This is a genomic window from Burkholderia sp. AU15512, from assembly GCF_002223325.1.
Taxonomy (GTDB): domain Bacteria; phylum Pseudomonadota; class Gammaproteobacteria; order Burkholderiales; family Burkholderiaceae; genus Burkholderia.
The window spans coordinates 1,790,343-1,806,078 of sequence record NZ_NKEX01000006.1 but is presented as its reverse complement, the minus strand read 5'-3'; the positions used below and the strand labels follow the sequence as shown (position 1 = coordinate 1,806,078).

10 protein-coding genes and 1 pseudogene are annotated in these 15,736 nt (G+C 67.0%); 8 read left to right on the top strand and 3 right to left on the bottom strand.

Annotation, left to right across the window (positions count from 1 at the left end; translation table 11 throughout):
* The first annotated feature begins 84 nt into the window (after positions 1-84).
* From folC to CFB43_RS27365, 5 genes are all read left to right on the top strand, one after another.
* Positions 85-1,395 (top strand): bifunctional tetrahydrofolate synthase/dihydrofolate synthase, encoded by a 1,311-nt coding sequence (gene folC, locus CFB43_RS27385; protein ID WP_089497354.1) that lies wholly within the window; start codon positions 85-87, stop codon positions 1,393-1,395.
* A 29-nt stretch (positions 1,396-1,424) separates the two neighbouring features.
* Entirely contained in the window at positions 1,425-2,270 is an 846-nt protein-coding gene (locus CFB43_RS27380) for an SPOR domain-containing protein (protein ID WP_089497353.1), read from the top strand.
* Positions 2,271-2,276: 6 nt separating this feature from the next.
* The gene (locus tag CFB43_RS27375) at positions 2,277-2,771 is read left to right on the top strand and encodes a CvpA family protein (RefSeq protein WP_039358324.1); all 495 of its coding nucleotides are present in this window, start codon (positions 2,277-2,279) and stop codon (positions 2,769-2,771) included.
* A gap of 51 nt (positions 2,772-2,822) precedes the next feature.
* Positions 2,823-4,355, top strand: coding sequence for an amidophosphoribosyltransferase (purF, locus tag CFB43_RS27370; RefSeq protein ID WP_089427935.1), 1,533 nt, complete (start codon positions 2,823-2,825; stop codon positions 4,353-4,355).
* Between the two features lie 245 nt (positions 4,356-4,600).
* Positions 4,601-5,791 carry an O-succinylhomoserine sulfhydrylase gene (locus tag CFB43_RS27365; RefSeq protein ID WP_089497352.1) on the top strand — a complete coding sequence of 397 codons (1,191 nt, stop codon included), beginning with the start codon at positions 4,601-4,603 and terminating at the stop codon, positions 5,789-5,791.
* Between the two features lie 123 nt (positions 5,792-5,914).
* On the opposite strand, the pseudogene CFB43_RS27360 reads toward CFB43_RS27365, so the two are convergent.
* The 3 genes and pseudogenes from CFB43_RS27360 to CFB43_RS27350 all read right to left on the bottom strand — a co-directional run.
* A pseudogene (locus tag CFB43_RS27360) lies at positions 5,915-6,862 on the bottom strand (NAD-dependent epimerase/dehydratase family protein); the annotation flags it as partial.
* Entirely contained in the window at positions 6,849-7,895 is a 1,047-nt protein-coding gene (gene gmd, locus CFB43_RS27355) for a GDP-mannose 4,6-dehydratase (RefSeq protein WP_089497350.1), read from the bottom strand. The gene gmd and the pseudogene CFB43_RS27360, both read right to left, overlap by 14 nt.
* Before the next feature lie 37 nt (positions 7,896-7,932).
* Positions 7,933-8,997, bottom strand: a complete 1,065-nt coding sequence (locus CFB43_RS27350) for an acyltransferase family protein (RefSeq protein WP_089497349.1) — start codon at positions 8,995-8,997, stop codon at positions 7,933-7,935.
* Between the two features lie 498 nt (positions 8,998-9,495).
* Here CFB43_RS27350 and CFB43_RS27345 point away from each other — a divergent pair, with 498 nt between their 5' ends.
* Genes CFB43_RS27345 through CFB43_RS27335 form a run of 3 tightly spaced genes read left to right on the top strand, consistent with a single transcriptional unit; the run spans position 9,496 to position 15,643 of the window.
* Positions 9,496-11,688: a hypothetical protein gene (locus tag CFB43_RS27345; protein WP_179254943.1), complete on the top strand. Its 2,193-nt coding sequence runs from the start codon at positions 9,496-9,498 to the stop codon at positions 11,686-11,688.
* 26 nt (positions 11,689-11,714) lie between these two features.
* A complete protein-coding gene (locus CFB43_RS27340; RefSeq protein WP_089497347.1) occupies positions 11,715-13,181 on the top strand; it encodes a flippase in 1,467 nt (488 codons plus the stop codon).
* Positions 13,178-15,643 carry a glycosyltransferase family 4 protein gene (locus tag CFB43_RS27335; RefSeq protein ID WP_179254912.1) on the top strand — a complete coding sequence of 822 codons (2,466 nt, stop codon included), beginning with the start codon at positions 13,178-13,180 and terminating at the stop codon, positions 15,641-15,643. The genes CFB43_RS27340 and CFB43_RS27335 overlap by 4 nt, the downstream gene beginning before the upstream one ends.
* Positions 15,644-15,736 lie beyond the last annotated feature (93 nt).

Sequence of the window (15,736 nt, the reverse complement as noted above, 5' to 3'; positions counted from 1 at the left end):
AACACTGCGCGTCGCCTGGCTTCAGCGTCAGGCGGCGCGCTTCGTTTTTTGGCGTAGTGGCGGTCCCGATCCAGATTTGAACCGATGAGCACTTTTCCCACTCTCGACGCGTGGCTTGCGCATCTCGAACGCGCGCACCCGGTCGGCATCGACATGGGCCTGACCCGCATCGGGCAGGTCAAGGCGGCGCTGCAGCTCGAATTCGCGTGCCCCGTGATCACCGTCGGCGGCACGAACGGCAAGGGCTCGACCTGCGCGTTCCTCGAGACGATCCTCGTGCGCGCCGGCTACAAGGTCGGCTGCCACACGTCGCCGCACCTGCTCGAATTCAACGAGCGCGCGCGCGTGAACGGGCAGAACGTCACCGATGACGAGCTGCTGCCGCACTTCGAGGCCGTCGAAGCCGCGCGCACGTCGCTGCCCGAGCCGGTGTCGCTCACGTACTTCGAATTCACGACGCTCGCGATCCTGCACCTGTTCGCATCGCGCGGGCTCGACGCGGTGATCCTTGAAGTCGGCCTCGGCGGCCGGCTCGATGCGGTGAACATCATCGATACCGATTGCGCGATCGTCACGAGCATCGACATCGACCACACCGAATACCTTGGCGACACGCGCGAGAAGATCGCGTTCGAGAAGGCCGGGATCTTCCGCGCCGGCAAGCCGGCGATCTGCGGCGATCCGGCCGCGCCGCAAACGCTGATCGACCACGCCGAAGCGATCGGCGCCGATCTGTGGCTGGTCGGCCGCGATTTCCGCTACGAGGCGCAGGCAGGCGCGGAGCGGCAGCAGTGGAGCTATCTCGGCCGCGAGAAGCGCTATCCGGCGCTTGCGTACCCGGCGCTGCGCGGGGCGAATCAGCTGATCAATGCGTCGGCCGCGCTCGCCGCGCTCGAAGCGCTGCGTCCGGTGCTGCCGGTGTCCGCGCAGGACATCCGGCTCGGCCTCGCGAACGTCGAGCTGCCGGGGCGTTTCCAGGTGCTGCCCGGCAAGCCGGCGATCGTGCTCGACGTCGCGCACAACCCGCATGCGTCGGCCGTGCTCGAGCAGAATCTCGGCAACATGGGCTTCTTCCCGTACACGTACGCGGTGTTCGGCGCGATGCACGACAAGGACATCGACGGCGTGCTGCAGCACCTGAAGGGCGAGATCGACCACTGGTGCGTGACCGACCTGCCGCTGCCGCGCGCGGCCTCCGCGGAGCAGCTCGAAACCGCGCTGCGCAAGGCCGGCGTGGAGGAGGGGCCCGATTCGAGCGTCACGCGTTACACGTCGCCGGCCGAAGCGTTTCGCGATGCACTAAAAAGAGCATCCGAGAATGATAGAATCGTGGTTTTCGGCAGTTTCCATACGGTTGCCGGCGTGCTGGCCTACCGTAAATCGCAGCAACACTGACTGACGGGCAGTTTCGGACTCAGCCATTCATGGGAATTTTCTCGTTCGGCAAGAAAGACGACGACGCGCCCCCGCGGCGCGGCGGTCGCACCGGGACCTCCCGGAACGTGCGCACGGAGCGCACCACTGAGCGCGTCGAGCGACGCTCGCGCCGCACCGAGCGTCCGGAATCGGACGCACTGCTCCTCGATCCGACCCTTCCAGAAAAGCAACGCGCGCGCCGTCGCCTCGTCGGCGCGATCGCGCTCGTCGTCGCCGCCGTGATCGTGTTGCCGATGGTGCTCGACTCGCACCCGAAGCCGGTCACGGACGACATCGCCATCGACATTCCGAACCGGCCCGCGCACCAGGCGGTCGCACCGCGCGACGATGACGCCTCCGACGTACAGGCAGGCGTCGCGCACGACGAACCGCCGGCATCCGATGTCGCCGTTGCGGCTGCACCGGCGCCCGCGCCGAAGGATGCCGACAAGCCGGCCGCGAAACCCGATACCACGACCACGGCGAGCGTGACGCCGCCGAAGCCCGCGCCGAAACCGGCCGCCCCCGTGGCGAAGCCGGCCGCGCCGAAGCCTGCCCCCGCGCCCGCGGCCGTCGCGCATACCGACGCCGCCAGCCCGGACAGCAGCGACGCTTCGTCGCCGTCGTCGCCGGCTGGTGCGCGTTTCGCGGTGCAGCTCGGTTCGTTCAAGGACGACGCGACGGCCCGTTCGTGGGCGACCAAATTGAAATCCGCGGGTGTGCCCGCATATGTCGAGCATCGCAAGCAGGCAGACGGCAGCACGGCTACACTGTTGCGTGCGGGCCCGTTCGCGGATCGTGCGGCGGCGTCCGCCGCGATCGCGAAGGTGCGCGAAGCCGGTCTGACGCAGTAACGCACGATGCTGACGGCTTTCGACTACGCTGTATTGGCGGTGATCGCGTTGTCTGCGCTGCGTGGCGCGTGGCGCGGTTTCGTGTCCGAGATTTTCGGGCTGATCGGCTGGATCGCGGCGATCGTGATCGCGGGCCGCTACGTCGGACTGGTCGTGCCGTATATCCCGGCGAACTGGCCGGGCGGTGCGCTGACGCAGTGGGTGATCGCCTTCGCGTTGGTCGTGATCGGCGTGGTGCTGGTCGCCGGCGTGGCGAACGCGTTGCTGTCGCGGATCGCGCAGGCGAGCGGCCTGGGCGGCGTCGACCGCTCGCTGGGCATGATGTTCGGGCTCGTCCGCGGCTGCGTGCTGGTGGTGCTGCTGGTCGCGGCGGCCGGGCTGACCGAGCTGCCCAAACAGGATTTCTGGCGCAATGCGCTATTGCGTCCTTTCGCCGAACAGGGCGTGCACGAGCTGAAGCAGCTCCTGCCCGACGGCATGGCCCAGTACGTACGCGTGTGACGACGCGGCCGGGCAGGACGGAACCGATTTTGTCATTCTGAAGGACATGCCATGTGCGGCATCGTAGGCGTTATCTCCCAATCCCCGGTCAACCAGCTGATCTATGACAGCCTGCTGCTCCTGCAGCATCGCGGTCAGGACGCGGCGGGCATCGCGACGGCGGACGGCAGCAATTTCCACATGTACAAGGCGAACGGCATGGTGCGCGACGTGTTCCGCACGCGCAACATGCGCAGCCTGCCCGGCACCTACGGCATCGGCCAGGTGCGCTACCCGACCGCCGGCTCGGCGTCGAGCGAAGCCGAGGCGCAACCGTTCTACGTGAACGCGCCGTTCGGGATCATCCTCGCGCACAACGGCAACCTGACGAACTGGCAGCAACTGAAGGACGAGATGTTCCGGATCGACCGCCGGCACATCAACACCAATTCCGACAGCGAAGTGCTGCTCAACGTGTTCGCACACGAGCTGCAACTGTCGACCACGGGCCTCGAGCTCGATCCGGCCTCGGTGTTCAAGGCCGTCTCGGGCGTGCATCGCCGCCTGCAGGGCTCGTATGCGATCGTCTCGCTGATCGCCGGCTACGGCCTGCTCGCGTTCCGCGACCCGTTCGGCATTCGCCCGCTGTGCATCGGCAAGCTCGAGACCGAAAACGGCACCGAATGGATGGTCGCATCGGAGTCGGTGGCCGTCGAAGGCATCGGTTTCGAATTCGTCCGCGACGTGCAGCCGGGCGAAGCGATCTTCATCGATCCGGCCGGCAACTTCCACAGCCAGCAGTGCGCGGAGCAGCCGACGCTGAATCCGTGCATGTTCGAATACGTGTACCTCGCGCGTCCGGACTCGTGCCTCGATGGCGTGCCGGTCTACAACGTGCGCCTGCGCATGGGCGACTATCTCGCCGAGAAGATCAAGCGCGAGCTGCCGAACGTGCCGATCGACGTCGTGATGCCGATTCCCGATTCGTCGCGCCCGGCTGCGATGCAGGTCGCCGCGAAGCTCGGCGTCGAGTATCGCGAAGGCTTCTTCAAGAACCGCTACGTCGGCCGTACCTTCATCATGCCGGGCCAGGCCGTGCGCAAGAAGTCGGTGCGCCAGAAGCTCAATGCGATGAGCATCGAGTTCAAGGACAAGAACGTGCTGATCGTCGACGATTCGATCGTGCGCGGCACGACCTCGCATGAAATCGTGCAGATGGCGCGCGATGCGGGCGCGAAGTCGGTGATCTTCGCGTCGGCCGCGCCGCCCGTGAAGTTCCCGAATGTGTACGGCATCGACATGCCGACGCGCGGCGAACTGGTCGCGCATGGCCGCACCGACGAAGAAGTCGCGAAGATCATCGGCGCCGACCACCTGATCTATCAGGACGTCGACGATCTGCGCCGCGCGGTGCGCGACATCAACCCGAAGCTCGAACGCTTCGAGGCGTCGTGCTTCGACGGCAACTACATCACCGGCGACGTGACGCCCGAGTATCTCGATGCGATCGAGCGCGCGCGCCTCACGCCGGCATCGCAGGCCGATCGCGACACGGCTGGCGACACCGAACGCTCGCAGATGAACCTGCAGTTGTCGGTCGAGTGACACCGGCGCACGCTTTTGACGAGGCGTGATAGGATGTGGCCTTGCGTCGATTTGATATCAGCTTGCGGACGCGGGGCGACTTCCCAAAACAGCTAAAGCGAAGGCCGGTGGCAACCGGCCCGAGTCGATCGCTGTCGTACCGCACCGAAGCCCGCTGATGCCGACGCATAGCGGGCTTTTTGTTTTGGCCTGGTTTTGACTGGGTTCGCGCCACCCGCGCGACCATCGAATACGGAAAACGGAACATGGACGACTCCCTCAACTTCGACACGCTTGCCGTGCGCGCGGGCACGCTGCGCAGCGACTTCAACGAGCACTCGGAAGCGCTGTTCCTCACGTCGAGCTTCTGCTTCCAGAGCGCGGCCGACGCGGCCGAGCGCTTCGCGAATTCGGAAGACTACTTCACCTATTCGCGCTTCACGAACCCGACCGTCACGATGTTCCAGGAGCGTCTCGCGGCGCTCGAGGGCGGCGAGGCGTGCATCGCGACGGCGTCGGGGATGGCCGCGATCATGTCGGTCGTGATGGCCGCGCTGCAGGCCGGCGACCACCTCGTCAGCTCGCGCAGCCTGTTCGGCTCGACGCTCGGGATGTTCTCGCAGATATTCAACAAGTTCGGGATCACGACGACCTTCGTCGACCCGACCGACCTGAACGCGTGGAAGGAAGCCGTGCGTCCGGAAACGAAGATGTTCTTCCTCGAGACGCCGTCGAACCCGCTGACCGAACTCGCCGACATCGAGGCGATCGGCAAGATCGCCAAGGCATCGAACGCGCTGTTCGTCGTCGACAACTGTTTCTGCAGCCCGGTGCTGCAGCAGCCGCTGAAGCTCGGCGCGGATGTCGTGATGCACTCGGCGACGAAATTCCTCGATGGGCAGGGCCGCGTGCTCGGCGGCGCGCTGGTCGGCTCGAAGGAATTCATCATGGGCAAGGTGTTCCCGTTCGTGCGCAGCGCGGGCCCGACGCTGTCGGCGTTCAATGCGTGGGTGCTGCTGAAGGGGATGGAGACGCTGTCGCTGCGCGTCGAGAAGCAGTCGGCGAATGCGCTGGAAATCGCACGCTGGCTCGATACGCATCCGGCGGTTGCGCGCGTGTTTCACCCGGGTCTCGAATCGCACCCGCAGCACGAACTCGCGAAGCGTCAGCAGAAGGCGGGCGGGTCGATCCTGTCGTTCGAGCTGAAGGGCGACACGCCCGAGCAGCAGCGCGCGAATGCATGGCGCGTGATCGACAACACGAAGCTGATCTCGATCACCGGCAATCTCGGCGACACGCGGTCGACCATTACCCATCCGGCGACGACCACGCACGGCCGCATCACGCCGGAAGCACGCGCGGCGGCAGGGATCACCGAAGGGCTGATCCGGTTGTCGGTCGGCCTCGAAGACGCGGGCGACCTGCGCAAGGATCTCGCGCGCGGCCTCGAAGGTTGAGCGAACGGACAAGCGCCCTCATAACGATGCGACGGGGCGTGCCTGCGAGGACGCCCTGTCGCCATCGGCGACGTAGCTGCGGCGCACGCCTTCGCGCGTGCGCGATCCGTTCAGCGGACGTGCCGGCACGTCGTCGCGTACCGCACTCACCATCCACCGCAGCGTTTCGTCGAGCGGCGTGACGGGCAGTTCACCCACTGCACGCCGCAGCTTGTCCCGCGACCCGCTCAAGCTCTTCACCTCGTTGTGCCGCACGAAGCGCGGATCGATCGTCACGTCGATCACGTAGCCGGCGATGCGGGACAGTATCGCCAGCACTTCTTTCAGCGAATACGCGCGCTCCGAGCAGACGTTGAGGATCTCGCCGGCCGGCGCGGTCTGGATCAGCTTCAGATAAGCGGCCGTTACGTCGCGCACGTCGGAGAAGTCGCGGCGCACGTCGAGATTGCCGAGCGAAATCCGCGGTTCGTTGCGCGCATAGTGCGCGACGAGCTTCGGCAGCAGATACGCATCGCTCTGGCCGACCCCCGTGTAGTTGAATGGCCGTGCGATCACGATCGGCAGCCGGTCGGCCCACAGCTTCGCCGCATATTCCATCGCAAGCTTGCTGATCGCGTAGTCGTTCGCGGGGTCGGGCGGGACGCTTTCGTCGAGCACGCCAGCCGTCGAGTTGCCGTAGATGTTCGCGCTGCTCGCGAGCAGCACCGCCGACGGGCGGCGGTCGAGACCCGCGAGCGCCGCCAGCAGGTGGCGCGTGCCGACGACGTTGACTGCGTAGGTCTGCGACGGGTCGTCTTGCGTGACATGCGCACGCGCGGCGAGATGCACGACCGCATCGGGGCGCGCGTCGGCCGCGGCCGCGCGTACCGCATCCGCGTCGAGCAGGTCGACGGGCAGCAGCGTGCAGTTCGCGAATACCGGATCGTCGGACGGCGGCGAACCGGGCGCGACCGTGCCCCAGACTTCGTAGCCGGCGGCTTCGAGATGCTGCGCCATGTAGCGACCGGTGAAACCCGTCAAGCCCGTGACGAATGCACGGCGCGGTGCGTGTTCGATATCAGAACGTGTCATGGTGTTGGTTCCTCGTGAGGTCCGCCTCGACCATCATCTGGCAAAGCTGTTCGAGCGTTGTTTCCGGTGCCCAGCCGAGCTTGCTTTTGGCCTTGTCCGCGCAGCCGATCAGCAGATCGACTTCCGCGGGACGATAGAACTTCGGATTCACTTCGACGAGCACGTTGCCCGTTGCCGCATCGAGACCGCGTTCCTGCTCACCCTTGCCGGTCCATTCGATCTGATAGCCGGCCGCCGCGAACGCCATCCGCACGAAGTCGCGCACGGTTTCGGTCCGGTTGGTGGCCAGCACATAGGTATCGGGCTCGTCGACCTGCAGCATTCGCCACATTCCTTCGACGTACTCGAGTGCAAAACCCCAGTCGCGTTTCGCGTCGAGGTTGCCGAGCTCGAGGCGCGTTGCCTTGCCGAGCCTGATCTTTGCGACGGTGTCAGTAATCTTGCGCGTGACGAATTCGCGGCCGCGCAGCGGCGATTCGTGGTTGAACAGGATCCCGCTGCAACCGAACAGGCCGTACGACTCGCGGTAGTTCACGGTCATCCAGTGCGCGAACAGTTTTGCGACGCCGTACGGGCTGCGCGGATAGAACGAGGTCGCTTCCGTTTGCGGAATCGACTGCACCTTGCCGAACATCTCGGAGGTCGACGCCTGGTAGAAGCGCGTCTTCGGGCTCACGAGACGAATCGCCTCGAGCAAGTGGAGCGGACCGAGGCCGGTGACGTCGGCGGTCGTGGACGGCTGCTCGAACGACACGCCGACGAAGCTTTGGGCGGCCAGGTTGTACAGCTCATCGGCCTGTGTGCGTTCCAGCAGGCGCATGCTCGAGCCGGCGTCCGTCAGGTCGTGCTCGACGAGCGTGAGGTTCGGGTGCGTGTCGACGCCGAGCTCGGCGATGCGCCAGAGGTTGACCGAGCTGGTGCGGCGATAGGTCCCCGTGACCTCGTAGCCCTTGTCGAGCAGTAGCTTGGTCAGGTAGGCGCCGTCCTGTCCCGTGATCCCCGTGATGATGGCCTTCTTGCGAGTTTGGGTCATGGCGTTGTCCTTGTGGAAATCGATGAGTGGAGAGAGTTCAGGCAGTCGTGCCGGCGGCGGCCGGCAGCGCGCGGCGTGCGGGGCCGCGCGTCAGGCGCCGTTCGAAGCCGTACCAGCTCACGGTCGCGTACGCGAGCGTGATCGCGAGCGCCAGCGCGGCCGTGACGAAGCGGTTCAGGTGCAGCGGCCACAGCGCGTACAGCACGCTGAGGTGGATCAGGTACACGGTGTAGCTGACGGTGCCGACGTAGACGAGCATCGGGTTCGTCAGCACGCGCTGCACGAGGCCGCGGCCGCGCAGCGCGATCACGACGATCGACGTGCACAGCAGCAGCGAGATGCTGTAGAGCGCCGCATTCGACAGCGGCGTGTTCGCGGCGCGGAAGCGCGGGAACGACAGGTGCAGCCAGCCGAGGATCGCAAGCGACACGAGCGCGCCGACGATCGCGAGCGGATAGAACGGCTCGAGCGCGCGCCGGTCGCGGCGCAGCACGATCGCGAGCAGCGCGCCCGCGGCGAGCAGGTCCATGCGGAACGGCGTCAGGTAGTAGATCGGCCAGAACGAGTCGAACCACGGCGTCGCGATCGCGCGCAGCACGGGGGCCGCGACGATCAGCGCGGCGGCGACCCACAGCAGCGCGCGCTCCGAGCACCACAGCACGACGAACGGCCAGAAGATATAGAACTGCTCCTCGACCGCGAGCGACCACAGCACGTTCAGGCTGTCATGGCCGATGCTGCCGAGCGACAGCCCGATGTTGGTCGAGAAGAACGCGAACCACGGCCAGTGCGGCAGCCAGCCCGCGCCGAACAGGAGCGTCGACACCACCAGCAGCAGCACGTACGGCGGCAGGATGCGACGCACGCGGCGTGCGTAGAAGTGGCTGAAGTACGACTGCCCGCGCGCCTTGCGATCGAGCAGGATGCCGGTGATCAGCAGCCCGCTCAGCACGAAGAACAGGTCGACACCCATCCAGAGCGGCGCCTTCAGCGCGTGCTGCAGGAACACGGCGCCGACCGCGATCGCGCGCAGCCCGTCGAGCTGCACGATGCGGCCGTGTTGCGACGGGGTGAGGTCAGCGGGTCGCGAGATGCCCGTCATCGCGCCGCTCCTTCGCGACGCGCGGCGTGAGCCGGGGCGTGTCGCACATCCGATGCGTAAACGTGAACGTAATGCATGCCATTAAATGAAATATCGAATCGAAATCGATTCTAGGGAAAAGAAATCGGCAAAAAAACGCGCGTCATTTATCTGACGGCAAATATTCAAATGCCGATTATTTCTGTCGTGGGATGAAAGGTCGGCGCCCGGACGGCCCCGTCGGGCGGTGGAAGGCGGCATTTTCTACGGGGCGGAAACCGAAAGGCGGTCGTTATTGCCGCTTTCGGGCACCTTTTCGGCGCTGTTCCGGTTCGATATTTCACGCGGAAACATCCCCAAATATTTCCAAATTTCTTGTGATTATTTTTGCTTGTAACCTGCATCGCGACGTTTGAAACCCATTTAGCGACAGGGTGCGCCGGCGGCAGTTCTCCCGGCGGCCCGGTCGCTGTTGCATCAAGTCTGGAGAGCGCATTGCGACGTCTGATTCTGGTAGGCATGACGGTGTGCGCGACGCTGCTGACGAGCGCCGCACCGGCCGAAACGGTGTTGCCCGCGACGACGTCGTGGATCGGCAATACGTTCGGCTATGGCGACGGCAGCTGGACGCAGATCGACATCCGCGCGATCGCGGTGACGCCTGAAGGCAAGGTGTATACGAATGCGCCGTGGGACGAGAGCGGGGCCGAGGCGAGCGTCTACCAGGACGGGAAGATGCTCGGCTTCGCCGGCGGCACGCACGGCTGGGGCAACCTCGGCGGCAGCGCGATCGCGGTGAACGGCAAGTACGCGTATGTCGCGATCGGTGTCGGCAACGAGCGCGGCCACTTGCAGTCGCCCGGCATATGGCCGGACAAGGGCAAGCAGTGGTTCGGCATCTCGCGTCGCACGATCGGCGACCTGAAGCAGCCCGCGCCGTTCCGCGCGGCGCCGCAGGTCGCGCCGGGCGGCCGCGCGGACACCGGCCGCGCACGGATGGCCGCGAGCTTCATGATGATGAACGAGGTGGCGGCGCCCGCGCGCTCGGAAGTGGGCGAGCAGAAGGCGGAAGTCGGCGGCCTCGCAGCCGACGACAAGACGCTGTTCGCGACGAATCCGTCGCGCGACGCGGTGAACGTGTACGACGCGGAGACGATGCAGCAGAAGGGCACGTGGAGCGCGCACGAGCCGGGCCGCCTCGCGCTCGCGGGCGACGGCACGCTGTGGCTGCTCACGGATACGCTCAACGGGCCCGCGCACCTCGTGCACGTGCGCGCGGACGGCCGCAAGCTCGACGACGCGCCCGCGCTGCCGGAAGGCACCGAGGCGGTGGACGTGGCCGTCGACGCGAAAGGGCGCGTGCTCGTCGCGGACAACGGGCCGCGCCAGCAGATCCTGATCTTCTCGAAAGGCGGCAAGGGTTATGCGCAGTCGGGCACGCTCGGCGAGCGCGGCGGCATCTTCGCGGGCCCGGTGCCGGGCCGGCCGGGGCCGCAGCGTTTCAACGGGCTGACGGGCGTCGGTGTCGACCACGCGGGCAACATCTACGTGTCGATGAACGGCATCGGGCCGCGCCACGACACGATCGGCGCAGGGCTCGGCGCGGTGCTCGAAAGCTACACGCCGGACGGCAAGCTGCGCTGGCAGGTGCAGGGGCTGCTGTTCGTCGACGGCGCGTGGCTCGACCCGGCGCGGCCAAACAGCGTGTACACGGGCAACAAGCGCTTCGAGCTCGACCTGTCGAAACCGCCGGGCCAGGACTGGAAATACGTCGGCTTCCTGTCGAACCGCTTCAAGTATCCGGACGATCCCGTGTTCCACACGGACCAGTATCCCGGCATGCCGTTCGCACGGCGCCTCGACGGCCGCACGTTCCTGTACCTGACCGACATGTACGCCGATCACCTGAAGATCTACCGCTTCGACGCGAAGCGCGACGGCGAGGTCGCGATTCCGTCCGGCCTGATCGCGGGGCGTGCGCGACCGGTCGACAAGGTGCCGAACAAGCCGCCGGGCGGCGACTGGCTGTGGCGCGACGCGAACGGCAACGGCCGGATCGATGCCGACGAGGCCGAGATCAACACGACGGGCAAGGCGAAGGCGGGCGGCTGGGGCTGGTGGGTCGACACGAAGGGCGACATCTGGCGCACCAGCGACGTGCGCGGCATCCACCGCTTCCAGTACGGCGGCGTCGACAAGGCCGGCAACCCGATCTACTCGTACGACAAGGTCACGACCTACCCGATGCCGCAGCCGTTCACGCAGTTGCGCCGCGCGATCTACGAGCCGCAGACGGACACGCTGTACGTGACCGGCTACACGGCCGACGCGCCGCCGCAGCCGGGCATCAACAAGGAAGTGGGGCGCGTGCTGATCCGCTTCGACAAGTGGTCGACGGGTTCGCCGGTCGTGCGCTACCAGGTCGCGCTGCCGTGGCAGCTCGACGCGAAGCCGATCTTCGACCTGATCGGGCTCACGGCCGAGGGCCGCTACCTGTTCGGGGTGGAGCCGGTCGGCAAGATCCACGTGTACGACAAGGAAACCGGCAAGGAAGTGGGCGTGATGAGCCCGGGCGCCGAGGTCGGCAAGGCCTCCGGCTGGGTCGACGTGCCGTTCGGCATCAGCGCGTTCCGGCGCGAGAACGGCGAGTACCTCGTGTTCGTCGAGGAAGACGCACGCGGCAAGGTGCTGATGTATCGCTGGAAACCGTGACGGGCGACGTCACACAAGGCAGAAGCATGGACAAAGGCATACTCAAGAACGTTTCGATCAACTTCATCGGGCTGATCCTGCCGACCTTCGTGTCGCTGGTGACGGTGCCCGCCTATATCCACGCGCTCGGCGTCGAACGCTACGGCGTCGTCAGCCTCGTGTGGACGCTGATCGGCTATTTCGGGATCCTCGATCTCGGGATGAGCATGGCCGCGCAGAACCACATCTCGAAGGCGCTCGCGAGCGGTAACGCCGACGAAAGCGCGCGCGTGTTCTGGAGCGCGTTCTGGCTGAACCTCGGCACCGGCATCGTCGGCGGGCTGCTGATCTATTTCGGTGCGTTCGTCTACACCGCGTACTTCACGAAGGTGTCGGCGGCGATGCAGCACGAGGTGTATCTCGCGCTGCCGTGGCTCGCGCTCGCGATTCCGCTGGCGAACGTGTCGTGGGTGTTCGCCGGCGCGATCAATGGCGCCGAACGCTTCGGCGTGTTCAACACGAACCAGACGATCGGCACGTTCCTGTTCCAGTTGCTGCCACTCGGCGCCGCGTGGTGGATCGCGCCGAACCTGCAGACGGTGCTCGCCGCGGCGGTCGTCGCGCGGCTGATCGCCGCGGTGATGCTCGGCCAGGCCAGTATCAAGGTGCTCGGGATCCGGCGCATCGATCCGCCGCAGTGGGGCACCGCGAAAGGGCTGTTCAACTTCGGCGGCTGGATGCTGATCGCGAGTACGACGAGCATGATCGCCGACACGCTCGACCGCGTGATGCTGGGCGCCGGCATGGGCGCGAAGTTCGTCACCTACTACACGGTGCCGCAGAACCTCGTCACGCGCCTGAACATGCTGCCGAACGCGCTGGTGCGCACGCTGTTCCCGCGCCTGTCGGCGGTCGGCCGCGACCATGCGGACACGCTCGCGCGCCAGTCGCTCGAATTCCTGAACGGCGTGTTCACGCCGGTCGGCATCGTCGCGATCTTCGCGCTCGCGCCGTTCCTCACGCTGTGGGTGGGCGCGGATCTCGCCGCGCATTCGGCGCCGGTCGGCCGCGTGCTGGTGATCAGCGTGTGGCTCGTCGGCCAGGCGAGCGTCACGCGAATCCTGATCCAGTCGCAGGTCAACCCGGCCCGCGCGGCGTTCGCCGGGCTCGTCGAGATGCCGTTCTTCGTCGGCGGCCTGTGGTTCGGCATCCATCACTTCGGGCTGATCGGCGCGGCGGTGGTCGTCGCGGCGCGCGCGCTCGTCGACTACGGCGTGCTGCTGTACCTGTCGGCGATCCGGATGCGCGCGATCGTGCTCGACATGCTCGCGCACCTGGCCTTCCTGCTCGCAAGCCTGTTCCTGGCGCAGGCGTGGCCGGGGCTCGTCGAGTCGATCGGTATCTGCGCGGTCGTGCTGCTGTTGAACGTCGCGTGGTCGCTCACGATGACACCGGGGTTGCGCGCACTCGTGCGCGACCTGTTTGTCCGTCTCAATGCGAGGAAAACCGCATGAATCGCGATCTGGCGGAACACGCCGTATTGAATCTCGCCACCGCCGATGCGGCCGTGGCCGAAGCGGGCGACGCCGCCGCGCTGCGCCGGGCGCTGCCGGCCGAACGGGCCAGCGCGCGCCATCCGACGCGCGCGCTGCGCGTGGCGATCGTCCACGACTGGCTCGTCACCTATGCCGGAGCCGAGCGCGTGCTCGAGCAGATCGTCGCGTGCTTTCCCGACGCGGACCTGTTCAGCCTCGTCGACTTCCTCGACGATCGCGCGTTCGTGCGCGGCAAGCCGGTGACGACGTCGTTCATCCAGAAGCTGCCGTTCGCGCGCACCAAGTACCGCAGCTACCTGCCGCTGATGCCGCTCGCGATCGAGCAGCTCGACGTGTCCGAGTACGACCTGGTGATCTCGAGCAGCCACGCGGTCGCGAAGGGCGTGCTGACGGGGCCGGACCAGGTGCACATCAGCTACGTGCATTCGCCGATCCGCTATGCGTGGGATCTGCAGCACCAGTATCTGGAACAGTCGAATCTCACGCACGGGCCGAAGTCGCTGCTCGCGCGGATGATCCTGCATTACATCCGCAACTGGGACACGCGCACCGCGAACGCGGTGGACGGTTTCGTCGCGAACTCCGCGTTCATCGCCCGGCGCATCAAGAAGGTCTACCACCGCGACGCGGCGGTGATCTTCCCGCCGGTCGACGTCGACGCGTTTTCGCTGAACGCGGAGAAGGAGGATTTCTACCTGACCGCGTCGCGGATGGTGCCGTACAAGAAGATCGACCTGATCGTCGAAGCCTTTTCGCGCACGCCCGAGCGCAAGCTCGTCGTGATCGGCGACGGCCCCGAGATGCAGAAGATCCGCGCGAAGGCGGGCCCGAACGTCGAGATCATGGGCTACCAGCCGTTCGCGGTGCTGCACGACCGGATGCGGCGCGCGAAGGCGTTCGTGTTCGCGGCCGAGGAGGATTTCGGGATCTCGGTGGTCGAGGCGCAAGCGTGCGGCACGCCGGTGATCGCGTACGGCAAGGGCGGCGCGCTCGAAACCGTGCTCGATCCGCAATCGGACCTGAACCCGACCGGGCTCTTTTTCGACGAACAGACGCCGCACGCGATCGTCGCGGCCGTCGACGATTTCGAGCGTGCGCCGCAGCGCTTCACGCCGACCGCCTGCCGCACGAACGCGGAGCGGTTTTCCGCCGATACGTTCCGGCGGCGCTTCCTCGACTATGTGGAAGCCGCGCTGCCCGGCGCGACCGCGCAGCGCGGCACGGCGATCGCGCCGATGCCGGCCGCGCGCGGCCCGGCGACGCTCGTGCTCGACCAGAGCGGCGTGCTCGGCGGCGCCGAGCTGTCGCTGCTCGAGATCATGAAGCACATGCGCGCGAACGCCGATGTGCTGCTGTTCGACGACGGCCCGTTCCGCGCGGCGCTCGACGAGATCGGCGCGCGCGTCGACGTGGTCGACCAGGGCGCGCTCGCGGGCGTGCGCAAGCAGGGCGGCGTATCGGCCGGCGCGCTGAAGCAACTCGTGCGGCTGGTGCGCGACGTCGCGCGCCGCGCACGCCGCGCCGAGGTGATCTACGCGAACACGCAGCGCGCGATGGTGGTCGCCGCGCTGGCCGGGCGGCTCGCGCGTAAGCCGGTGGTGTGGCACCTGCGCGACATCGTCAGCACCGACCATTTCGGCAGCAAGCAGTTGATGGCGATCAAGTACTGCGCGCGGCTCGGCGTCACGCGCGTGATCGCGAATTCCGATGCGTCCGCGCAGGCGTTCCGGACGCTGACGGGCTTCACGCCGCAGCACGTCGACGTCGTGTTCAACGGCATTTCGGCCGAGCCGTTCGACGCGCTGGAAGGCGTCAGCCAGGCCGCGCTGCGCACGCGCCTCGGGTTGCCCGAAAACGCGTGGCTCGTCGGTTCGTTCAGCCGGCTCGCGCACTGGAAGGGGCAGCACGTGCTGCTGGAAGCCGCCGCGCGGCATCCCAACATGCACGTGGTGCTGGTCGGCGCGCCGCTGTTCGGCGAGGACGAATACGCGGCGCAGCTGCACGAATACGTCGCGCGGCACGGGATGGACGAGCGCGTGCATTTCCTCGGGTTCCAGCGCGACGTGGCCGCCTGCATGACGGCGGTCGACGTCGTCGCGCACACGTCTATCACGCCCGAGCCGTTCGGGCGCGTGATCGTCGAGGGGATGCTCGCGCGCCGGCCGGTCGTGGCGGCCCGCGCGGGCGGCGTCGTCGAGATCATCGAGGACGGCGACAACGGGCTGCTCTGCGCGCCGGGCGACGCGGCCGCGCTGGCCGATGCGCTGGCTACGCTGAAGCGCGACGGCGCGCTGCGCGAGCGGCTCGTCGCGAGCGGGCGGGCGACGGCGGTGCGCCGGTTCGGCACCGAAACCTACGTGGAGCGGGTCGAGAAGATCCTCGCGGATACGGCGAAGGCCGCGAAGGCGAAGAAGCGGTAAGCGGCGCGAGCCGGCGGGAAACGGGCCCTCATGCGGCGGTGTGCTGCGTGGGGGCTTTGTTTTTCAGCGCCCGGGCCTTCGTCGGGCGGGTGG